Source organism: Schaalia odontolytica (assembly GCF_005696695.1).
Classification (GTDB): domain Bacteria; phylum Actinomycetota; class Actinomycetes; order Actinomycetales; family Actinomycetaceae; genus Pauljensenia; species Pauljensenia odontolytica_C.
Map to the genome: position 1 here is coordinate 1,986,895 of NZ_CP040006.1, position 21,360 is coordinate 2,008,254.

Annotated in this window: 17 protein-coding genes, 1 tRNA gene and 1 riboswitch; of the genes, 4 read left to right on the forward strand and 14 right to left on the reverse strand. The window is 67.2% G+C overall.

From position 1 onward, the window contains the following. Window positions 1-142: 142 nt before the first annotated feature. From FBF35_RS08855 to FBF35_RS08865, 3 genes are read right to left on the reverse strand one after another with little or no spacing between them, the layout of a single operon-like run. Complete coding sequence (locus tag FBF35_RS08855; RefSeq protein WP_060565792.1) at window positions 143-841, reverse strand: GNAT family N-acetyltransferase; 699 nt, start codon at window positions 839-841, stop codon at window positions 143-145. After that, a complete protein-coding gene (gene glp, locus FBF35_RS08860) occupies window positions 838-2,064 on the reverse strand; it encodes a gephyrin-like molybdotransferase Glp (RefSeq protein ID WP_003790664.1) in 1,227 nt (408 codons plus the stop codon). Before glp ends, FBF35_RS08855 begins: the two co-directional genes overlap by 4 nt. A gap of 5 nt (window positions 2,065-2,069) precedes the next feature. After that, on the reverse strand, window positions 2,070-2,993 hold the full coding sequence (locus FBF35_RS08865; protein ID WP_187348946.1) for a UTP--glucose-1-phosphate uridylyltransferase: 924 nt from the start codon (window positions 2,991-2,993) through the stop codon (window positions 2,070-2,072). 40 nt (window positions 2,994-3,033) lie between these two features. Here FBF35_RS08865 and FBF35_RS08870 point away from each other — a divergent pair, with 40 nt between their 5' ends. After that, window positions 3,034-3,678 (forward strand): 5-formyltetrahydrofolate cyclo-ligase, encoded by a 645-nt coding sequence (locus tag FBF35_RS08870; RefSeq protein ID WP_060565794.1) that lies wholly within the window; start codon window positions 3,034-3,036, stop codon window positions 3,676-3,678. Between the two features lie 293 nt (window positions 3,679-3,971). Beyond that, window positions 3,972-4,370, forward strand: a complete 399-nt coding sequence (gene mscL / locus FBF35_RS08875) for a large conductance mechanosensitive channel protein MscL (protein WP_060565795.1) — start codon at window positions 3,972-3,974, stop codon at window positions 4,368-4,370. Between the two features lie 469 nt (window positions 4,371-4,839). Here the strand turns inward: mscL and FBF35_RS08880 are convergent, their stop codons facing one another. From FBF35_RS08880 to FBF35_RS08910, 7 genes are all read right to left on the reverse strand, one after another. Further along, window positions 4,840-5,061, reverse strand: coding sequence for a hypothetical protein (locus tag FBF35_RS08880; protein WP_048672678.1), 222 nt, complete (start codon window positions 5,059-5,061; stop codon window positions 4,840-4,842). Further along, on the reverse strand, window positions 5,054-9,250 hold the full coding sequence (locus FBF35_RS08885) for a hypothetical protein (protein WP_060565796.1): 4,197 nt from the start codon (window positions 9,248-9,250) through the stop codon (window positions 5,054-5,056). Before FBF35_RS08885 ends, FBF35_RS08880 begins: the two co-directional genes overlap by 8 nt. Before the next feature lie 25 nt (window positions 9,251-9,275). After that, window positions 9,276-10,193, reverse strand: a complete 918-nt coding sequence (locus FBF35_RS08890) for a DMT family transporter (RefSeq protein WP_060565797.1) — start codon at window positions 10,191-10,193, stop codon at window positions 9,276-9,278. A 15-nt stretch (window positions 10,194-10,208) separates the two neighbouring features. Beyond that, window positions 10,209-10,281, reverse strand: a tRNA-Arg gene (locus FBF35_RS08895). A 153-nt stretch (window positions 10,282-10,434) separates the two neighbouring features. Then, a complete protein-coding gene (locus tag FBF35_RS08900; RefSeq protein WP_060565798.1) occupies window positions 10,435-11,367 on the reverse strand; it encodes a universal stress protein in 933 nt (310 codons plus the stop codon). Window positions 11,368-11,500: 133 nt separating this feature from the next. Further along, entirely contained in the window at window positions 11,501-12,250 is a 750-nt protein-coding gene (locus FBF35_RS08905; protein WP_347230189.1) for a C40 family peptidase, read from the reverse strand. A 2-nt stretch (window positions 12,251-12,252) separates the two neighbouring features. After that, window positions 12,253-12,405, reverse strand: a riboswitch (cyclic di-AMP (ydaO/yuaA leader). 225 nt (window positions 12,406-12,630) lie between these two features. Then, window positions 12,631-13,308: a metal-dependent transcriptional regulator gene (locus tag FBF35_RS08910; protein ID WP_060565800.1), complete on the reverse strand. Its 678-nt coding sequence runs from the start codon at window positions 13,306-13,308 to the stop codon at window positions 12,631-12,633. Between the two features lie 173 nt (window positions 13,309-13,481). Here FBF35_RS08910 and serC point away from each other — a divergent pair, with 173 nt between their 5' ends. Then, on the forward strand, window positions 13,482-14,609 hold the full coding sequence (gene serC / locus FBF35_RS08915; RefSeq protein WP_060565801.1) for a phosphoserine transaminase: 1,128 nt from the start codon (window positions 13,482-13,484) through the stop codon (window positions 14,607-14,609). A 19-nt stretch (window positions 14,610-14,628) separates the two neighbouring features. Here serC and FBF35_RS08920 read toward each other — a convergent pair whose 3' ends face one another. The 4 genes from FBF35_RS08920 to FBF35_RS08935 form a co-directional block, all read right to left on the reverse strand. Then, window positions 14,629-15,918: an MFS transporter gene (locus tag FBF35_RS08920; protein WP_060565802.1), complete on the reverse strand. Its 1,290-nt coding sequence runs from the start codon at window positions 15,916-15,918 to the stop codon at window positions 14,629-14,631. Between the two features lie 146 nt (window positions 15,919-16,064). Then, on the reverse strand, window positions 16,065-17,516 hold the full coding sequence (locus FBF35_RS08925) for an NCS2 family permease (RefSeq protein WP_060565803.1): 1,452 nt from the start codon (window positions 17,514-17,516) through the stop codon (window positions 16,065-16,067). 121 nt (window positions 17,517-17,637) lie between these two features. Next, the gene (locus FBF35_RS08930; RefSeq protein ID WP_060565804.1) at window positions 17,638-18,492 is read right to left on the reverse strand and encodes a DUF3027 domain-containing protein; all 855 of its coding nucleotides are present in this window, start codon (window positions 18,490-18,492) and stop codon (window positions 17,638-17,640) included. Further along, window positions 18,485-18,862, reverse strand: coding sequence for a cold-shock protein (locus tag FBF35_RS08935; protein WP_060565805.1), 378 nt, complete (start codon window positions 18,860-18,862; stop codon window positions 18,485-18,487). The genes FBF35_RS08930 and FBF35_RS08935 overlap by 8 nt, the downstream gene beginning before the upstream one ends. A gap of 209 nt (window positions 18,863-19,071) precedes the next feature. Between FBF35_RS08935 and FBF35_RS08940 the strand changes: the two genes are divergently transcribed. Further along, complete coding sequence (locus FBF35_RS08940) at window positions 19,072-21,168, forward strand: hypothetical protein (RefSeq protein WP_060565806.1); 2,097 nt, start codon at window positions 19,072-19,074, stop codon at window positions 21,166-21,168. Window positions 21,169-21,360: the final 192 nt, after the last annotated feature.

Consider the following 21,360-nt stretch of genomic DNA (forward strand, 5'->3'; position numbering starts at 1 on the left):
CGCGTGTCGGGGTCTCAAACCTTTCGGTAAAAAGAGAAGTAATCACAGGTGTCACACCTGTAACATCTGCACCATTTGCACCACCGCGCGAGGCCTCAAGCTCCGGATAGGCAGACCTCAGGGAGAGAATAAACGACGCCGCTCAGTCGATCGCCGAACTCCCCCACCGGCGCCGCACGAGGCCGCCCTCGGGCAGGGACTCAGCATCAATAAAGAACGCAATATGGTCCGCCCACTGGCCACCGATGTGCATGAAGCGCGGACGCAGCCCTTCTTCCACGAGGCCGAGGCCTCGGCACACGCCCAGGGAACGCTCGTTCTCGGGACGCACGCACACTTCGACGCGATGCAGCCCCAACTCGCCGACGACGAGGTCGAGAACGAGTGCCGCGACCAGGGAACCCAGGCCTCGGCCCGACCATTCGGAGACGATCCAGTAGCCGAGCATGCCCGACGACATCGCACCCCAGTGCACATTGGAGACGGAGAACTGGCCGACGAAGCGCCCGTCGATCTGCACGCCAAAAATCAGACCGGTCCCCTCGCGATGATCGCGATCCGCGCGACGCATGTACTGCGAGAACGTCGGGATATGTTCGAGCGTATCCGGGGGCAGGGTCGCCTCCCACGGGCGCAGCCAGTGCCCGTCGGTGCGGCGCACGGCATCGAGCGTGCGGTGTTCCTCGCCGCGCACGGGGCGCACGACGAGCTCGCGCGGGCGCGGATTCGACTCGGTGCCGCTGCGCAGGAAGCCGCGGCCCACCGGGTCGGCCACGCGCAGCGTGAGCATCTCAATGTCGCGGCCCCACACGCACCGGGGACGACGAAGGAAGCATTTCATTCGAGGACCAGGCACTGCAGGCGGTCACCCGCGCGCACCGTCGTCACGTCCTCGGGCACGACGGCGAGCGCGTTGGAGTCCGCGAGCGCGGACAGCAGCAACGAGGCCGGGGTTCCCATGACGGCGGCGTTGTAGCCGGAGCGGGGGGAGCCGGTGAGGCGCACGCGCACGAACTCGCGGCGGCCTCGCGGGGAGTACCAGGAGCGGTCGATGGCGGCGCGCACGACGGGACGGTTGACGGCGGTCCAGCCCTGCATGTGGCGCAGCGCGGGGCGGACGAACACCTCGAAGCAGACCTGGGCGGAGACGGGGTCGCCGGGCAGGCAGACGATGGGAGTGCCGGGCTGTCCGTCCTCGGCGCCGACGGTGCCCACACCCATGATGTGGCCGGGCCAGGCGGCGACGTTGTCGAAGCGGACGGTACCGAGCGCGCCGAGGACCTCACGCACAGTGTCGCCACTGCCGTAGGAGATGCCGCCGGTCGTCAGGATCAGGTCCGCGCGCACCAGCTGGTCCTCGATGGTCTCGCGCAGGCGGGCGCGCTCATCCGGGACGGCGGCGACGCGGAAGGTCTGTGCGCCGGCGTCGGCAACAGCGGTCGACAGGGCGTGACCGTTCGCGTCGAAGACGGTGCCGGGGCGGGCCTCGCCGCCGGGCTCGACGATCTCGTCGCCGATCGAGATGATGACGACGCGCGGGCGCGGGTGAACCAGCACGCGGTCGCGGCCCACGCCGGCGAGGAGCGCCATCTGGCGGGCACCGATTCGCGTGCCGGAGCGCAGCACCGTGTCACCCTGCGCAACATCCTCCGCGCGGCGGCGAATGTTCTCGCCGTTGGCGGGGGCGGTACGCAGGGCGACCTGGGCGATGCCGTGATCCGTGAACTCGAGGGAGACCACCGCCTCGGCGCCGGAGGGCATGGGCGCGCCGGACGCGATGCGGATCGCGGTGCCGGGCACGAGGGCCGCCGGGTCGACGGCGCCAGCGCGGATCTCCTCGGTGACGGGAAGCGTCACCGGCGACTCCAGGGTGGCTCCCTCGCAGTCACGGATGCGAACGGCGTATCCGTCGCACGCCGACAGGTCGGCGACCGGGAGGTTGAAGGGGGCCTGCACGTCCTCTGCGAGCACGCAGCTGACCGCGTCAGCGAGCTGAACGTCGAGCGGCGGCAGCGCGTGGGCAACGGCCATGCAGTCCTGGTAGAAGTCGGCAACGCTTCGCATAGTTCTTAGTCCTCGAGCTTGGAGCGCAGGAACTCCTTGAGTTCCGCTCCAAGCGCCGGGTCCTCAAGGGCGAGCGTGACGTTAGCTTCGAGGTAGCCGAGTTTGTCCCCGGTGTCGAAGCGTCGCTCGTCGATGACTACACCGTACAACCCTCCACCCTCTTCTTCGGGGAGGTCGATCATGCGCGCGTACCCATCTGTGAGCTGATACTCACCGCCGGCGCCCGGTTCGATGTTCTCGAGGGCCGTGAACACGGCCGGGTCGAGCAGGTAGCGGCCGACGACCGCGTACTCGGACTTGACCTCTTCGAGCGGGGGCTTCTCGGTGACGTCGGTGATGCGCATGAGCTGGCCCTCTTCGAGGTCGACGCCCTCGGGGATCGGCAGGACCTCAACGGCGGTCGACGCGTAGGCGGTGGCCTGCTCGGGGGTGACCTTCAGCAGGGCAACGACGGTGCCGCCCAGGGCTGCGCGCACCTGGATCATCTTGCGCAGCAGCTGCGAGCCGGGCTCCATCAGGTCGTCGGGCAGCAGGACCGCGCAGGGGGCGTCGCCCACGTGGGACTTGGCCTGCAGGATCGCGTGGCCGAGGCCGAGGGGGTGGCCCTGGCGCACGGAGTGGACGCGCGCGTACTTCTTGTACTCGTTGACGTACTCGAGGGCCTTCTCCTTGCCGGCCTTCTCCAGGTCGGCCTCGAGGCCGGGTTCGGCGTCGAAGTAGTCTTCGATCGACTGCTTGCCGGCGCGGGTCACGAAGAGGATGTCTTCGATCCCGGCGTCCGTGGCCTCGCGCACGATGTACTCGATCGAGGGACGGTCGACGACGGGCAACATTTCCTTGGGCACGGACTTCGTGATGGGCAGGAAGCGGGTTCCGCGACCGGCCGAGGGAACGACGGCGTGCACTACGGGCTGGTTTTTATCTGACATACTTCACAGAGTAGCGAAAAAACGGCCCGAAAGGGAGACGATGGCCACAAAAACAACTCTCCGCGCGGAGGTGCGTAGCAGGCGCCGCGCTCGGCGCGTCGGCACGCCCGCAGTCGAGGCCCTGTCCACCCCGGAATTCATCCCCTCCCCCATTCCCGTTCGCGACCGCGCCGAAGCGTCAGGGATCGCTCGCCAGATCCACGCCCTGGCCTCGTCGATGGGCGGAGTCGCCCTGCCCGCGCTGTTCGTACCCACCCCCCTCGAACCCGACATATCCCTCACGCTCGGACTGTTTGAACGCGCGCTCCTCCCGGTCCTCCTCGACGAGGCCGGGGCTCCCCTCGGCGCACCGCGCTGGGGACTGTGGGAGGCGGGCCGGGCGTTGGTAACGCTTGGGCGCCCTCCCGCTCAGCCGGACGGCGAGGCACGGGGCGCGAAGTCGCTCAAGGAGGCAGATCTGATTGTTACTCCTGCGCTCGCCGCATCGGCGGACGGGACACGTCTCGGCCAGGGCGGAGGCTGGTACGACCGCGCCCTCATGCACCGCTCCCCCGGCGTGCCGGTCGTTGCTGTGGTTTTCGACGACGAGGTACTGGAGCCCGGAATAATTCCTGCGGAGCCTCACGACGTTCCCGTCGACGCGATTGTGACGCCGACACGCACGATCACAACAAGCGTCCGATAGGCCTTTTTGCCATGTTTTTCCTGTTAATGACAACGCCGACAGTCGTTTGTCACACACCTCTCACAACGGACTGTTCGGCGTAAATCCGCAGCTCGCTGACCGAATTACAAAAAGTGCGACGAAGATTACCCCCTAATCACTATCCTTAAGACAAAAGTCCCCACTAGTGTTTTCAACGGTAAACGAGCGCCGACGCGGCGCGCGCTCCCCGGCGGCACAGAGCCGCCACGCCGAGGCACTTCGGCGATCCAGAATTGCCGGCCCGGCCGGCCTCATTCAACACAGGAGAAGCCATGCTCAAGGGATTCAAGGAATTCATCTCTCGCGGTAACGTCGTCGAGCTCGCCGTCGGTGTCATCATCGGTGCCGCCTTCAAGAACATCGTCGACGCCCTGGTCGACGGCATCATCAACCCGCTGATCGCGGCCGTCATCGGCAAGCACGATTTCTCGGACGCCTTCATCCTCACCCTGAACGGTACCGACGTGAAGTTCGGCCTGCTGATCACCGCCGTCATCAACTTCCTCCTCATGGCCCTCGCGATCTACTTCTGCATCGTTGTGCCCATGAACGCCCTCAACGCTCGCCGCAAGAAGGCTGAGGACGAGGCTCCCGAGGCCGAGGTCTCCGACGAGGTCAAGCTCCTCACCGAGATCCGCGACGCCCTCGCCCAGGGCACGCCGCGCCGCTGAGCATTTGTTCCCTCCTCGTGAGGGACACGGTGGGGCCGATGCGATTGCATCGGCCCCGCCGTTTTGTATGAGCATGAGAGCACCGCTCGGGCGTCCCAGGGTTCTCTCCCCGCTGATCCTCCTCCGCTGATCCTCCCCCACTGAAGTACCCGATCGCACATACTTCCCCGCAAATGTTGCACGTAATTCAACCCGGTCACTTTTGAGCATCCCGAAAAAACGTTGGAATTGCAGCGACGTGATTTCAAGACCTGAAATAGTCAGCGAGGAATTACGTGCGAGATTGGGGGAACGACAGGGTCGAGCGACGAGCCACACCACAGGCCCACCGCTCGAACAACTGGCGGCAGCCCCCGGATAACTGCGCATATCCGGATGGGTAAACAACATCCGGATAGGTAACGAAGATCCGGATAGCTTAATAACCTATCCGGATGCGCATAACCTATCCGGATGCGTGCCTACGCCCCTACGCCCGCGCCTGCGCGTGCGGCGGCACGTTCTCGAGCAGGCGCGCGTCGTTGGCGCCATCCCCGCGGTCGGGGGCGTCGGCCATGGAGCCGGGGCGCGTGTCCTCGGGGCGTACGCGATCCTCCCAGGAAGGCGGCAGGCCCTCCTCGATGAGGCGACGGTCCACGTCGGACACGTAGCGGGCGACGCGGCGACGTTTGCGCGGCGTCGGCTCACTCATCGGTGGAGTCCCCGGGCGCCGCGTCCTCGTCCGACGGCTCATCCGCATCCTGCACGCTCGCGGGCTTCGTGCGGCGCACGACGTTGCCCAGGACCGCGTCGGACTGGAAGCCGCGACGCGTGATGCCCAGGGCCTCGCGCAGCTCTTCGGCGGTCTCCAGGTCCGTGCGCTCGACGCCGTCAGAGCGCACCCAGGCGGCCATCTCGTCGAGCTGGTCGTCGGAGTAGGCGGCCAGCGGTAGCCCCTTGGCGATCGCGGGGCGCGGACCACGGTTTTCTTCGGAGGCGCGCTCCTTGCGCTTGATGGCGAGCAGCATGCCGGTGGTGTCCTCGTCGGCCTTCTTGCGACGCTTAGACTCCTCATCGAGGCCGTCGTCCAGCATCGGCATGCGCGGGGAGGCTGAAGCATCCGAGGCGTCGTCCTCTTCTTCGGCACCATCATCAGAGGAAGCCTCTTCCACGCGCTCTTCCACACGCTCGTCCGCGACCTCGTCATCGGCGATGCGCTCGGGTACCTCGACGGCGGGCTCGTCGTCGGTGGCGCGCAGCTTGTCGAGCGCGTCCAGGACGGCATCGACGACGAGAGATGCTTCCTTGTCGGGGTCGATGAACAGGGGCATCGACAGGGCGGTGTAGACCGCCCAGCCCTGGGCTTCGAGCCAGCGGGGACGGGCGCGGTCGCGCACGCGCTGGCTGGGCTCCGCCAGGTACTCCTCGTCGTCCGTGAGCACCGCGAGGAGCAGGCGCCCCGGAGATTCCGGGTGACCGATGGCGAGCGGAATCCGCATGCCGCCGGGGATACCGACGTTCGCGACGACCTCGAGGCCGCGCGAATACAGGTGCTCAGCGAGGTCGACGAGCAGGCGATCCGGCTCACCGGCCAGGACAGGCCAGGCGTCCATCCCCTCGCCCGCGTGCCCCTCGGCGATCTCCAGGAGGTCGACGAGCATACGCGCACCCTCGTGGCCGAGGCGGTCACGGTCGATCTCCTCGCTGTGCAGGGCAGAGACGAGCGTCAGGTCTCCGCGCACGACGCGCAGGACCTCGGCGAGCGCGTCCGCGCCCTCCTCGCTCGACAGGACGCCGAAGTCATGAATAACGCGCCCGTGCGGGGTCTTCGCGAACCCGACGGACAGGATGAGCGATTCGCGGGTCAGGCCGGCCACCTGGTCGGGGCCGACGACGACGAAGGGTTCCGGCGTCGCGGGATCAAAGAACGAGGTCAGGCCAGGCTCGTCGGCCTTCACGCTCTCCAGGGCTTCGCGGATGCGCTGCGCGTGTCGCTCGGACAGGGCGACGACCGCGAGGGAACGCTCCGGGGCCTCGACCGCGTGTTCGATGACGGCGTCGACGACTGCGCGCACCTCGGCGGCGGTCGATTCGATCGCATGCGCACCGGGTGCGGGCATGCCCGTCGCCTCCACCCAGCGGGCGGACACGGGCGCGTTCGAGGCAGTCCACGGGACGGGGATACCGGCGTGCTCGTAGCCGTACCGGGCGAGCAGCAGGGCCACCTGATCGTTGAGGCGGCGTGGACCGGGCTCGACACGCACGACCGGCAGGACATCAGCCAGCTCGCGGGTCGCGCCGCCTTCCGAGGCACCCGTCAGATCGTCGATCACGACCAGCTGGTGGCCGCGTGCGATGATCGGTGCCAGCTCGGCGAGCGGCAGGCCGTCAGCGCCGTCCAGGACGACGACGTCGACGGTGCGCCCCGTCGGCGCGAGGGCCGGAACCATCGAGGGCACCGTCATGAGGACGGGCAGCAGGTGGCGCACGAGCGGGTACGACGCGAGCAGGTCCAGGTCGGAGGGAGCCGTTCCGTCGGCGAGCAGGTCTCGCAGCTCCTCGTACTGGCTGGGGCGGGCCGCCAGGGCGTTGGTGCGGATTCGGCGCACGCCCGTGATGGCCTGCGGGATGAGAGAGGCCACCTGGGCCTCGTCGAGCTCGCACCCCTCGCGCAACAGTTCCTCGAGGGAGGCGGGGTCCACTCCGCCGAGCGCGGGCTGGGAGGCGAGCATGGCGCGCAGCAGCGAGGCCCACCACGCGAGGTCGAGCTCGGTGTCGATAGCGGCGTCCTCGACCTCACGATCGGCGAGGTCCTGGGCGAGCTTGTCGAGGCCGTGGGCGGCCAGGCGCTCGCGCATCTGCAGGCGCGCGGGCACCTCGCGGGCGGCGGAGGTGTCGCCGGCCCAGCGTTCGATGAGGGTCGTCAGGCGCTGCAGGTGGGTACCCACCAGGTCCGGTTCCTCGGCCACGAACACGGGGGCGATCGCGTCGAGGTCGTCACGCACGGCATCCGTCAGGGCTGAAATCTCGCCGATCTTCGCGGGCAGGATGGGCCACGAGTCGTCGCCGCAGACCGCGCACCACGCGTCGCGGCGCTCCTGAACGCGAATGAGGGCACGGTGCAGGTCGGGCACATGGACGCCCGGGCGCACGAGGTCCTGAGCTTGCTTGACGAGGCGGTTGCGCTCGGAGCGGCCCATCGAAATATCGTGGTCCTTGCGCCACTGCTTGGGCGCGGTCGCAATCACCATGTCGGCGGCGCTGCGCTCGAACACGCGGGGCAGGAAGACGTCGAGGACGTCGGCGATGCCATCGAACATGGCGAGCTGGCGGTCCCACTGGGCGAGCGTGCCGGCGGGCTTGATGCCGGCCTCGCCGGCGACGGCCGCGATGTGCACGCGCAGCTCGGGCAGGGTCTTGGAGAGGCGGTCGACGCGCAGCAGCACGTCGGAAGCCTGCTCGTCGGAGGTCAGGACAGCGTTGCCCCACGCGGAGGAGGCGGAGCCGCTGAGGGTTCCAGATGCCAGGGCCTCGCGCAGCAGGGCGCGGGCACTCTCACCCTGATCAACCGCGATGTCGTAGAGGGTCTTTTCGTCCAGGCGCACGCGGGTCGTGGGCGGGTTCTCCCCGCTCGTGAGGTCGGTGAGGGCACGCAGCGCGTCGGCCGCGCACACGCCGAAGCGACCGTAGGGCTGGTGGAGCGCGGCCGCATACGACGCGAGTGCGGCGCGTACCTGGCGCAGGCGGGCGCGCATCTCGTCAACGCTTGCCTGGTCGACGACGGGCGAGGTGTCCTCCATCGCGGCGCTCACGCGCGCTGCCAGGGTCTTACGCGCGTCGGAATAGCCGTCGATATTCGCCACGATGTCGGCGAGGCCCAGATCGGCCAGGCGCGTGTAGGCGGCGATTGAACGCGACGGGGAGGTCGACACGTGCAGGACCGACCGACCGGTGGCGGCAGCGTCCGCGAGGATCGCCGCGACGACCGACGCGTCGTCACTGTGCGCGGGGATGTCGATGAAGACGCTACGCCCGTCGGAGGCGGCCTCGACCGCGTCCTGCTGGGAGGGAATCAGGTCGCCGATGCCCTTTTCCGCCCACGGGTCTCGGTCAGCGGGGTTGGGAACCGGAGCCTCGGAACGCAAGTCATTGCGCGCGTCCTGGTCGCCCGCGAGCGCGCGGATCACCTGAGAGTCTTCGAGGGCGGTGACGTCCTCGGCCAGGCTGGCGGCGAGGGCACCGGCCGGGTGGCAGAACAGGCCGATCACGAGGTCGTCGCGGACCTCGAAACGCGGCAGGGCGGCGCAGGCCTCGCGCAAAGCTGCCATCGCCTGGGAGGAGGAGAACCCATGTGCGCCGCTCGCCTGCGCGAGGATCGTGTCCCCGTCCACGTCGAGGCCGTGGCTGCGCAGTGCCTCGGACAGTTCGGGCGCGAGCAGGCCGCCGCGTCCGAGCGCAATGAGCACGTCGTCGTCGCGGCGCACGAGGCGCACGGGGCGCAGCAGGGCGGGCACGGTGACGGCGTCGGTTCCGTTACGCCACGAGGCGGTCCCGATTCCCAGGTGGATGGGGCCTGTCCCGTGCGCGGAGGCGCGCTGCTCGGAGCGCGCGATGATGGAACGGGCGCGCTCGAGGGCGCGGCCCAGAGCAATGGGTTCGCGAATGAGGAGGCTCAGGCGGACGGGGTGTTCCGTGTAGAGCTGGGCGAGGCCTCCGGGGTGCGCGCCGGACAGGGACAGCGTCGGCAGGGACGTGGAGTCTGCGGCGATGTCCTGGTCGAGGCGTGAGCGCCACGCATCGCGCGCAGAGCCGACGAGGGTGGTCGGGTGCGTCGACGTGGACGAGGCTTCGGTGGCCTCGGGCTCGGGTGCGGGACGGCGCGAAAAGATACTAGGAACCACGTTTTAACCCTACGGCAGCACCGCCCTATTGTGTGACGCGGCGCGCCCGGAGGAGGTCGACAACGGAAATCGTCACAACCGCGCCGATGATGAGGGCCATGCCGACGATGTCGATCGCCGTGTAGTTGCTTCCCATGATGAGAGCGGAAAAGGCGGTCGCGGCGATGGGCTCGAGGCTCCCGATGAGCGAGGCCTTGACGGGCCCAATGCGGTCCACGCCCCACAGGAAGGCGGTGGAGGCGACGGCGGTGCCGAGGACGACGGTGATGAACATGGCGAGCACGACGTCGGGCGTCCAGGTGATGTCGAATCGCCACACTCGACCGACCAGGCCGACGCACGCACCCGCGATCAGCAGGCCGTATGCCACGACGACGTCCGCGCCATAGGCCGCAATGAGCCGAGCGGGAAGCAGCGTGTATGTCGCCAGCGTGAGCGCGGCGACGGCACCCCAGGCGAGGGCAGTGGGCGTAATGACGAGGGAGTCCAGCGACCCGTGCGTGCACAGCAGGAAGGTGCCGGTCACGGCGAGGACGATGGCGATCACCTCGGAGGCACGCGGCCATCGCCTGTGGGTGAGGCACACCCAAACGACGATGAGGATGAGACCCAGGTACTCAAGGACGGTGCCGGTGCCCGCGTTCGACGCGCGAATTACCCCCATGTAGGTGATCTGACAGGCCGCGAGCCCAAAAACCGCGTAGATCACGAGGTCACGCCAGTTGCGAGGTGTGGACACCAATTCTCGATGACGAGCGGAGACCCCGCGCGAGCGCGCGAGAACGTAGGCGAGGGCGAGAATGCCCGAGACGAACATGCGGAAGAAGCTGATGAGGGTCAGCTCGATACCGTGATGCTCCATGAGGTAGTCGGCGGAGACACCGGAGGCGCCCCAACACAGGGCGGCGACGACGGTCACGAGATACCCGAGAGCGTTGCGCATGGCGTCCTTCTACTGTGCCCCCGAGACGATTCGAACGTCCGACACCCGCTTTAGGAGAGCGGTGCTCTATCCCCTGAGCTACGAGGGCGTGACAAGTTGTCCGCGCCCACTGTAGCAAAGTGCGCGCACCGCTGCCCTGCAACCCCCGTGCGGAGAGCCTCACCTCGGCGGGCTTTCAACCCCACACACGCACGAGGCCGGGGCACCCACGTGGGAACCCCGACCTCGAGACCGTATGCGTTTAGCGGCGCTCCCATTCGGTGTGCACGGCCGTTCCCGCATCCCCAAGGTGGGCGGAGGGAACGATCATAACCGGGCAGGTCGAGTGCCCGAGCACCGTCTGCGACGTCGAACCGAGAAGCACGCCGGCCAGCCCTCCGCGTCCGCGGGTACCGACGACGACCAGGTCGACCGCGGTGGAGAACTCGATGAGCAGAGAAGCCGCTGAGCCGTCGAGGGCGTGGCGGGAGACGTGCAAGTCATCGCCGTCCAGGGCGGCGGCGATCGCAGTATCCATTCCCTCGCGCACCTGCGCGAGCAGGGCCGAGTGATCGACGCCCGTGGGGGTCCACGTCATGACGGACGGGCCCACCGCGATCGGCACGGCGGACACCGCGGTCAGGCGCGCATCCCACAGGCGGGCCTCGCCGATCGCGCGCTTGAGCGCGCACGAGGGCTGATCGGTGCCGTCGATACCAACGACGACGCGCTCGACGGGCGTGAACTTCTTGCCCGAGGTGTGGCGGGGTACAACGACGACGGGGCACTTCGAGTGCGCGGGCAGAGCCGACGAAACGGTACCGAGGAGACGATCAGCGAATCCGCCGCCGCCGCGGGAACCAACGACGATCATGTCCACCTCAGCGGAAAAGTCGATGAGCACCCCCGCCGGGTCTCCGGGCTCGGTCGAACCCGAGACATGCGTCGCTCCGCGTTCGCGTGCCAGGGCCTTTGCCTCCTCGACAACCTGTTCGGCGCCCGCCTTCAGGGCCTCATCGTCGAGAACGGCGTATCCGCCGTCCAAAGCGGCAGCAGAGTACGAGGCCAGCGCGTAGGTACACAGGCAATGGATGCGCGCTCCGGTGCGCGCGCCGCGATCAGCGGCCCATTTGACGGCGGCAAGGCTCTCCGTCGAGCCATCGACACCGACCAGAATGACTTCGGTAGAACTCATGATGTCCTCCTCGTGGTGGCAGTCACTTATATTGTGCCGCATTTTAACGATCCGCGAAAGCCCAACCCGAGCACAAACAGCGATCCCCGCAGCCCGTGGGGGCTGCGGGGATCATCAGCTATGTGTCGCAGGCTCAGTAGCGCACGTAGGTGGCGCCAGGGCGGACCGGCGAGACCTGGGAGAGACGGCCGGGCACCGTGGCCTCGACCATCTGGCCGCCGCCGATGTAGATGGCGACGTGGCCGGGGTAGGACACGATGTCGCCGGGCTGCGGGTCGGACACGATGGTGCCACCAGCGGTCTGAGCGGACGAGGAGTGCGGCAGGGGGATGCCGGCAGCCGCGTACGCGTACTTGACCAGGCCGGAGCAGTCGAGACCGTTGACGGACTCGCCACCGTAGACGTAGGGGATGCCGGTCAGGCCGAGGGCAGTGGCGACGATGCTGCCACCGGCCGCGTTCAGGGCAGCCTGACGGGCGGAGGTGTCGGCGGTCTCGTCAGCGCGAGACTCCGAGCGGGAAGCGGCCGAGTCGGACTGATCGGCGGCGGGGGTCGCGGCAGCGGGGGCCGGCGCGGGAGCCTCGGCGGTCGCGGAAGCTGTGACGTCCTCTTCAGCGGTCCATTCGATGTCCGGGACCTCAACGGTGGTCACATCATCGACGGCGACGGTCGTCGTGTTGAGGTCAGCGCTCTGCGGCTCAGACTGGGGGGTCGCCGGGGCGGCGTTCGCAACGCCGGCGGCAATCGCGGTCAGCGCAACACCGGCGGCCGACGCGAAAGCGATCGGACGGGCGGCGCCGGAAACGTTCATACCCTCAACGACCGAGTCGGTCAGCGGGCGACGTGCCATGCGGTGACGCGGAGCAGGCTTAATAGTCTTCACTCATGTTCTCCCTGTTTCCCTGCGAGGTTAGCTGTCGGGTTCGGACGGGAGGTCCGGCTCGGCGTGCGAGCTTCACCCCAAGGCTCAAGGAGCCACATCTGGGTTCCCCGCGTGAGACGATTTTTCCGCTCCATTCGTCGTCTCACTTCGGGTTCCGAATGGGCGGGTGGTCTGATGACCGATATGAACTATACCTTGGCCGACCGGTCAATGTCACGTTCTGGTAACAGTGACCCTCCTCATCGTTACCATTTCGTGACATTTGCACCCCCAGGATCCCAGGAAAAACTCACCTCTCACACACGTTTCGCGATTCGAGACACACCCCGTAGACGACAAAAGCCGGGGCTTATCGCCCCGGCCTCGTCAATTGTCAGCGCTCACTCACCCCGCACGAAAAGGTGCGCGGCCAGCGCCATCGGAATCGTCAGGTAACCGCGAACCTCGCCGGCCTCGTCGAGAGCGGCGACACGCACGACGTCACCGTGCGCCGAAAGCCCCACGCGAGCGCCCGGACGCAGGCCCAGCTCATCAAAGGAGGCAAGCAGCTCCGCATCCGCCTGAATCGGCTCGCCAATGCGCGCCAGCGTGAGGGCACCCGCCTCAAGCGAACGCACCGCCAGCTCAGCAGAATAGGCGCCCTCCAGCGGCGCACAGCCGGGCATAGGGTTGCCGTAGGGGTCCACGCAGGTATTGCTGAGCAGCTCCTCCAGGCGCGCCTCGACGGCGTCGCTCATCACATGCTCCCAGCGGCACGCCTCGTCGTGCACCTGCGCCCAGTCCATACCGATCACGTCGAGGAGGAGGCGCTCGGCCAGGCGATGCTTACGCAGCACCTCGGTGGCGTGTGCCCGGCCAGTGTCAGTCAGCTCGAGGCGACGATCGCCCATGACGTGCAACAGCCCGTCGCGCTCCATGCGCGCGACCGTCTGCGAGACCGTCGGCCCGGAGTGCCCCAGGCGGTCGACGATGCGCGCACGCAAGGGGGTGACCCCATCCTCCTCGAGCTCGAGGATGGTCTTGAGGTACATCTCTGTGGTGTCGATCAGGTCTGCCATGACGCCCTCCTTTATCAGGCATGTAATAAACACAGAATAGGGTCACCTTCCTTCCCGCAAGCGCAACGACGCGTTGATGCGGAAAAACGGGCGTGTCGGCGTGGGCGCCCTCACGATAATTCGATTAATGAACGTGATGGAAATACCCGACCCGAGGAGACTAGGCTGTTGCCATGGTGGCTTTCCCCGACATCCCCCAGGCCCTCCTCCCCACTGACGGACGCTTCGGCTGCGGCCCCTCCAAGGTGCGCGCCGCACAGCTCGAGGCGCTCTCCTCCCCTCTCCTCATGGGTACCTCCCACCGCGCAACGCCTGTGCGCGACGTGGTCGCCTCGCTGAAGGACGGACTACGCACCCTTCTGTCGGTCCCCAGCGACTACGAGGTCGTCCTGGGCAACGGCGGCGCCTCCGCATTCTGGGACGTGGCCTGCGCGTGCCTCATCTCTTCTCGCGCGGAGTTCGGCTCCTGGGGCGCATTTGGCGCGAAGTTCGCCTCCGAGGCGGCCCGCGCGCCCCACCTCACTACCCCCCTCATCGACGAGGCCGCGCACGGTTCTCTCGTTACCGTGTCCCCACGCGGGGCTTCAGAGGGCGTCGACGTCTACGCCTACCCCCACAACGAGACCTCCACCGGCGTCACCTCTCCCGTCTACCGGGTCGAGGTACCCGACGCGCTCACCCTCGTGGACGGCACGTCGATCGCGGGGGCCGCACCCGTCGACCTGACCCAGGTCGACGCCTACTACTTCTCCCTCCAAAAGGCCCTCGGGTCCGACGGTGGCCTGTGGGTCGCACTCCTCTCCCCCGCCGCCGTCGAGCGCGCCCGCCGCGTCGAGGAGAGCGCCGACGGACGCTGGGTCCCGCAGTTCCTCTCCCTGTCCGCAGCCATCGACAACTCGCGCAAGGACCAGACCCTCAACACTCCCGCGCTCGCAACAATCATCATGGCGGAGCGCCAGGTCCGCTGGCTCCTCAAGCGCGGCGGGATGGACGCGGTGAGCGCCCACTGCGCCCAGGCCTCGTCCCTCATCTACGACTGGGCCGAAGCGAATCTGGCCGCACGCCCCTTCGTGGACAACCCGGCGTGGCGCTCCCCCGTGACCGCCACGATCGAGATCGACGAGGCCGTCAGCACCTCTGAGCTGGCCGCGCACCTGCGCGCACGAGGGATCGTCGATATCGGCGCCTACCGCGGCGTGGGCGCCAACCAGCTGCGCATCGGAACGTGGCCGAGCGTGGAGGTCGAGGACGTGGAGGCCCTCCTCGCCTGCATCGACTACTGCCTGGAGCGCGTGCTCTAAGTCCCTCGCCCTGCGCCGATCAGATCGGGTCGACCGAACGGCGCGGCGCGTCCACGGAGGAATCCGCCTCGATGCCCACCCACGGGAACGAGCAGCGGCGCACGACGCGCCCCTTCCAGTGGATCATCGCCCACGCTCCGCAGATGAGCGCGATGCCGAGGGAGGCGATGCCGCCGACCAGGATCGACCAGCGCGCCCCAAACATGGTCCCCACCCAGCCGACGAGCGGCGAGCCGATCGGTGTCGCACCCAGGAAAACGAGGGAATACAGGGCCATGACGCGCCCGCGCTTGTCGGGATCGGTGCGCGTCTGTACGAGGGCGTTCGCACTCGTATTCATCGTCAGCATGCCAAAGCCCGTGGGAATCGACAGGAGGGCAAACCACCAGTACGAGGGCGATAGACCCAGCAAGATCTCGGCGGTCCCGTAGAAGGCGGCACCCATGAGAATCGTGCGCAGGCGAGGAGCGCGGCGCGCCGCTCCCGTGGATCCGAGAATCGAACCGAAGGCCATGAAGGTCGAGAGAATGCCAAAAGATCCGGCGGCCTTCCCGAACACCGTCGTCGCCATGAGAGCGCTCGTCATCTGGAAGTTCATGCCAAGCGCGCTCACAACGAAGATCAGCGCGAGGATGATGCGAATGTCGGTGCGGCTGTGCACGTAGACGACGGACTCGCGCAGCTGGCCGCGGGCGCGCGGCACGAGCGTGCGCGGATACAGTCGGTCACCGCGCATGAGGGCCAGCGCGATGACGGGGGCCATGAACATGACCGCATCGATGATGAACACCGGGCCGATCCCCCACCAGTCGATGAAGAAGCCCGCGGAGGCCGGGCCGATGAGGCGCGCGGTATGGAAGGCCGTGGCGTTCAGGGCAACGGCGTTCGCCATCTTGTCCTGAGGCACGAGCTCGCCCACGAAGGCCTGGCGCGCCGGGGTATCGACGGCGGAGATAGTCCCCGAGATGAACGCCAGGATGTACTGGTGCCAGAGCTCGCCCGTCCCCGTTAGAACCACGATGCCGATGATGAGGGAGACGAGACCGACCCCCGTCTGCGTGCACTGCAGGAGGCGGCGCCCGGGGACGCGATCCGCGAGGACCCCCGCCCACGCCGAAAACAGGATGATCGGCAGGAACTGCAGAGCGGTGACCACGCCAACCTGCGAGGCATCGTGATCGGTGAGAACCGTCAGCACGTACCAGTCCTGGGCGACGCGCTGAAGCCACACGCCCGTCGACGCAATGAGCGAGGCGACGAACCAGTACCGGTAGTTCACGTAGCGCATGGATGCAAACGTTGCCGACATGCCGTTCCTCCCTCTCTCAATTCACGCACTGTACGAGGCAGGGGCTGACGGCGCTGACCGGCCCCCATCGGTGCACCTTCCCAGGATACGACCGCCCCGCCGGAGGAAGGCTCCGGCGGGGCGGGAAGGGTATGAAGCGTGACGAATCAGCCGACGCCGAGGAGGCGCTGGATCGGACCCATCAGGAAGTAGATGACGAACAGACCGGCGACCAGCCACATGAGCGGGTGCACCTTGGCGGCCTTGCCCTTGACGAGCTGGATGACCGCGTAGGTCACGAAGCCCACACCGATGCCGACGGACACGGAGTAACCGAAGGGCATAAAGGCGATCGTCATGAAGGCGGGGATCGCAACTTCCTCGGAATCCCAGTCGATGCCGGTCACCTGGGTCATCATGAGGAAGCCGACGAACACGAGGGCCGTGGAGGCCGCCTCGGTCGGGACCAGCTCGACGAGGGGCGCCAGGAAGGTCGACAGCAGGAACAGGATGCCGGTGACCACGGAGGCCAGGCCGGTGCGAGCACCCTCGGCGACACCCGAGGCGGACTCAACGTAAGAGGTGTTCGAGGAGACGCCGCCGACGCCGCCGGCCACCGCGGCCAGGGAGTCGATGATCAGGATCTGGCGGGTCTTGGGGGGGTTGCCGTCCTTGTCCAGCAGGTTACCCTCCGCGCCGACGGCCACCATGGTGCCCATCGTGTCGAAGAAGTCCGCGAGCATGAGCGAGAAGACCAGCAGGATCACGGAGACGACGCCGAGCTTGCCGAAGCCGCCGAACAGATCCACCTTGCCGAGCGTGTCGAAGACAGGAACCGCGATCGGGGAACCCTTGAGCTCGGGGACGGTCTGGCCCCAGCCGGTCGGGTTGGTATCGGAGATGCGGTCGATGTGGGCGAAGGCCTGAACAATGACTGCGAGGATCGTGGAGGCGATGATCGAGATCAGCACCGCGCCCTTCACCTTGCGCACGTAGAGGATCATCATGAGGAACAGGCCGAACACGAAGACGAGGGCCGGCCAGCCGTCGAGCGAGCCCGAGATGCCAAACTGGACGGGGGTCGCGCCGGTGCGCACGATGCCCGCGTTCACGAGGCCGATGAGGGCCACGAAGAGGCCCAGGCCCACCGTGATGGCGGTCTTAAGGGCGGCGGGAACCGCACGGAAAACGGCCTCACGGAAGCCCGTGAGGACGAGCAGGAAGATGAGGATACCTTCCCAGGCGATGATGCCCATGGCCTCGCCGTAGCTGAGGCCGGCACCGAGGACCAGGGTAAAGGCGACGACCGCGTTGAGGCCGAGGCCTGCGGCGAGCGCCAGGGGGTAGTTCGCGACAACACCCATGAGGATCGTCATGATGCCCGCGACGAGCGCGGTGCCGGCTGCGATGCCCTGGGTCGTGATGGAGCCGTCTTCGGGAACGGCATTACCCAGGATCGCCGGGTTGACGACCAGGATGTATGCCATCGCGAAGAAGGTGACAATTCCACCGCGGATTTCGTGACTAATAGTCGAGCCGCGCTTGGAAATCTGGAAGAACGAATCAAGTGACTGTGCGAAGCCGCCGTGGGACGGGGCGGTCTTTTCTTGTGTGCTCACCGGATAATCGTGCCTGTTCGGCCGCCCGCATGCAAACAAACTCATCATTTGCCCACTTGCTGAGAAAGCACCCGGGACTCAGTCCCGAGTGCTTTCTGTCAGTTTACAGCGGAAGGAAACGTCAGCCTTCCTGTTCCTCACCCGTCGGGGCCTCGGCCTGGGCGGATATCACTTCGCCGACCACGGCCTCGTCCTTCTTCGCCTCGTTCGATGCGCGCGGCATCGGCTCGGCGTCGAGCGCCCCTTCGTTCACTCGCGAGGGACGCACGGGCCACGCGGTGCCGTTCTTGGGCACGTCGGTCTCCGAGTGAGAGCCGCACGTGTGGTCCAAAGAGACCACGGCACCGTCGTCGGTCGCCCACTCGTTCGCACACACGCCAAACATCGTGCGCATGTCCCCGCCCATCTTCACGAGGAAGCCACACGTCGAACACGTGTTACGCGGGCGACGCCCGGACTTCGGGCCGCGTTCCGACTCGTACCAGCGCTTCGCGGCCTGGCTGTGCCCTTCCGGCGAGAGGACGCGCACCCTCCCTAAGCCGAGCTCTCGCACGACCGGCAGGTCCGGGTCCACGCTCGTATCCTCGAAGCTCTGCACGAGACGCTCATCGTCCGCCTTGTACGGCAGGACGTCGTCGCGAGAAATATCCGAGGGACGCAGGCGATCCTCCCACGGAACCCACTCGGGGGCCAGAAGCGCACCCTCACCAGGGGTCATATCGACTTCACACACGGTGGCGACGCGTCCGCGCGGCACGCGGGCGATGGTCACGGCCCAGCACCAGCCCACGTAACCCGCGTCAGTCGACGCGAAATAGTGGGTAGCCAGGCGCTCCGACACCATCTCGAATCCGACGTGCTCGCCGACGGGACGCGGGTGCGCGACGGCCTCGGCACCGGCGCGCGCGACGTCGACGGCGGCCTCGAGGACGGCGTCCTTCTTCACTGCCCGCAGGCGGGCATTAGTCTTAGGCATCAAATTCCTCTGCGACGGCGCGCAGCACCTTCGCGATCTTGGTTGCGTTGTCCGGGTAGGAACCGCGGCGCAGCGCGGCGCTCGAGGAGTCGAGGAGCTTAATCAGATCCTCGACGACGGGCACCATCGCCTGCGGCTTGCGGCGCTTGGCTCGGGCAACGGAAGCTGTCTCCTTCAGGAAACGCACGCTCAGAGCCTGCGGTCCCTTTCGTCCGTCGGCCACCGAATACTCCACGCGAGCACCCACTCGCGGGTTAGCGTGGTCGGCCGGCAGCGCGGACGAGTGGAGGAAGACATCAGCGCCGTCATCTCCCGCAATGAAGCCAAAACCGCGTTCTGCGTCGAAGAACCTCACTTTACCGGTGGGCATGGTCCCCTCCTTCTCTCAATAGATAGTCTGAAAGCCCCTATGGGCTCTCCCTATCATAGGGCCCTCTTCCTCCGCGCGCGGGAAAGCGGCCGACGCCTGTAGCGAACAGCACCGCTACCCCCATTCCGTCTGAGCTTTCGCGTAGACTGACCCCACGGAAACAACCACCGATGCCGCGGTGCGTCACACGCTAGACGCGCACGGCACACATGGTGTATGTTGACCTGTTCGCCACATCGCAGGAGGACCCCGTGACACGAATCCGCCGTTTCAGCCTCATCGCTGTTCTCACAGCGATACTGCTTGCGCTGGGCCTTCCCGCGCTCGCAGCGTCGCCCATGTCCATCAGTGATTCGGTCACCGATCCCGACGGCTGGCTTGCCAGCGCAGACCGTTCCACGATCGAGTCCGCGACCAGCAGGGCCGCGTCCTCCGGCAAACCCGTCAAGGTCGTCCTCGTCGCTAACTTCTCGGGTACGGACGCAGCGTCCTGGTGCAAGCAGACCGCCGAGCGCTCCTCCCTGGCCAACGGCACCGTCGTCTACGTCATCGCATACTCGCAGCGCCGCGACGCAGCCTGCTCCTACAACGGGCCATCCGGCACCTCCCTTCAGAACGCCGTGCGCGCATCCGAGGCCCAGTTGACGCCCAATCCGCTGACATCTTCCGCCGTCGCCAACGGAGTCGACGCATTCGTTAATACCTACGTAAACAGCTCCTACAACTCCAGTTCCACGGGCTCGAGCTCCACGAGCTCAAGCCCGTCGCGCAGCTCCAGCTCGTCCTCCGACGACACGAGCTCGCTTTTCGGCATGTTCGTCATGTTCCTGCTGCTCGTGGGCGGCGTGATTGCCGTCGCCATCGGAGTTGCGCGCTCGTCGCGTCGCAACAGGGTCGCCGCCCTGCAGGCCGCACAGGTCGACGCCGAGAGCGCGGCGCGTGCCGCTCAGGAAGCGAATCGACAGCTCCTGTCCGCGGACGAGCAGGTACGCACCGCGACGGACGAGCTCAACTACGCGCGCGCACAATTCGGCCTGAGCTCCACGGACGAATTCGCCCGAGCGATCGAAGCCGGTAAGGCAGCGGTCTCGCGCGGCTTCAGCGCCCAGGGGCAGATGAACTCTGCAACCCTGCCGGCCGAGCAGCTCCGCCTGGCCACCGCAATCATGCAGGATCTGGGCGCCAACATGAACCCGCTCAGCGCCATCCAGGCGTCGTTCGCCACCAAGCGCGCCGAGCAGGCCTCGCTCCCCGAGCGAATCGCCGAGGCCCGCGAGCGCCTCGCGGAAGAGCTGGCGGATCTCGAACGCGCGAAGTCCGAGCTGGCCAGCATTTCGGCGCTCTACCCTGCGCAGATGCTCGCATCCCTCCAGGACAACCCGGACCAGGCCTCGGCCCTGCTCACCTCGGCACGCACCGCCATCGACACCGCAGAAGCATCCGCATCCACCGATCGCGCGCACGCCGCGAGCGCCCTCGACACGGCCCTGCGCGCCCTGACGATGGCCAACCACCAGACCGACGCGATCTTCTCGGCGAAGTCCGACCTTGACGCGATCCGCGATCGCCTCGTCGCGGCGATCAGCTCGATCTCCTCGGACATCACCGACGTCAACGAACTGCACACGGATCCGGCGGTCTTCAACCCGCTGGTGGCCGACGCTCACGCGGCCATCGCCGAGGCCCAGGCGGCCCTGGCAAACACGGGCGATCCGCTCGCGGCCCTCGAGCACCTGCGCATGTCCGAGGCAACCCTGGATGCCGCGCTCGAACCGCTGCGCACCAAGGAGGAGGCCTACGAGAAGGCATACACCGCTGCCGAGGCTCAGATTTCGTTGGCCGAGTCCGCCGTCGCCCAGGCCCAGCGCTACGTGCAGGGCCGACGCGGAGCCATCGACCTTGAGCTGCGTTCGACCCTGAACAACGCTGAGAGCGCCCTGAGCACCGCTCAGCGCTCACTCGAGGACGATCCCGAGGCCGCGTCGACACACGCGATGAACGCACGCGCCCTCGCGGACAGCGTCATGGCGACCCCCATCCAGAACTTCGGCGGGTCGTGGGGGCAGCCCACCACGGGCAACGGGTCCTACACGGGCTCGTCCCTGGGTGACTTCCTCCTGTGGTCGACGCTGTTCTCGAATTCCGGTTCGCACCACCGAGACGACTTCGATCCCTTCCACAGCGGCTCCAGCTCGTCCGGATCCGGCTGGTCCTTCGCTTCCGGCGGCGGCTCCGACTGGGGCTCGAGCTCGAGCAGCTCCGACTGGGGTTCGGGCGGCTGGTCCTCCGCTTCCGGTAGCTTCTGAGTGTTGCCCACCCGTGAGGCCCGCACATTCCTTTGTGTGTGGGCCTCACGGCATCCTTGTGGCCTCGGGAAACGTAAGCTAGTCCCTCACAGCTCCTCATATTTCCTCGTAAACTAAGAACGATCGCGAACCGGCGCCGCACCAAACAGCGTGTTGTCAGCGCGATCGAGCCGCACAGCAGAGCTTTATCGC

What these genes read in the sequence shown, in the direction of transcription:
- FBF35_RS08855 (WP_060565792.1), bottom strand. Translation starts at nt 841, where the DNA reads ATGAAATGCTTCCTTCGTCGTCCCCGGTGCGTGTGGGGCCGCGACATT.
- FBF35_RS08935 (WP_060565805.1), bottom strand. Translation starts at nt 18,862, where the DNA reads ATGCCCACCGGTAAAGTGAGGTTCTTCGACGCAGAACGCGGTTTTGGC.
- glp (WP_003790664.1), bottom strand. Translation starts at nt 2,064, where the DNA reads ATGCGAAGCGTTGCCGACTTCTACCAGGACTGCATGGCCGTTGCCCAC.
- FBF35_RS08910 (WP_060565800.1), bottom strand. Translation starts at nt 13,308, where the DNA reads ATGGCAGACCTGATCGACACCACAGAGATGTACCTCAAGACCATCCTC.
- FBF35_RS08920 (WP_060565802.1), bottom strand. Translation starts at nt 15,918, where the DNA reads ATGTCGGCAACGTTTGCATCCATGCGCTACGTGAACTACCGGTACTGG.
- FBF35_RS08890 (WP_060565797.1), bottom strand. Translation starts at nt 10,193, where the DNA reads ATGCGCAACGCTCTCGGGTATCTCGTGACCGTCGTCGCCGCCCTGTGT.
- FBF35_RS08900 (WP_060565798.1), bottom strand. Translation starts at nt 11,367, where the DNA reads ATGAGTTCTACCGAAGTCATTCTGGTCGGTGTCGATGGCTCGACGGAG.
- FBF35_RS08865 (WP_187348946.1), bottom strand. Translation starts at nt 2,993, where the DNA reads ATGTCAGATAAAAACCAGCCCGTAGTGCACGCCGTCGTTCCCTCGGCC.
- mscL (WP_060565795.1), top strand. Translation starts at nt 3,972, where the DNA reads ATGCTCAAGGGATTCAAGGAATTCATCTCTCGCGGTAACGTCGTCGAG.
- FBF35_RS08880 (WP_048672678.1), bottom strand. Translation starts at nt 5,061, where the DNA reads ATGAGTGAGCCGACGCCGCGCAAACGTCGCCGCGTCGCCCGCTACGTG.
- FBF35_RS08940 (WP_060565806.1), top strand. Translation starts at nt 19,072, where the DNA reads ATGGTGTATGTTGACCTGTTCGCCACATCGCAGGAGGACCCCGTGACA.
- FBF35_RS08870 (WP_060565794.1), top strand. Translation starts at nt 3,034, where the DNA reads ATGGCCACAAAAACAACTCTCCGCGCGGAGGTGCGTAGCAGGCGCCGC.
- FBF35_RS08930 (WP_060565804.1), bottom strand. Translation starts at nt 18,492, where the DNA reads ATGCCTAAGACTAATGCCCGCCTGCGGGCAGTGAAGAAGGACGCCGTC.
- serC (WP_060565801.1), top strand. Translation starts at nt 13,482, where the DNA reads ATGGTGGCTTTCCCCGACATCCCCCAGGCCCTCCTCCCCACTGACGGA.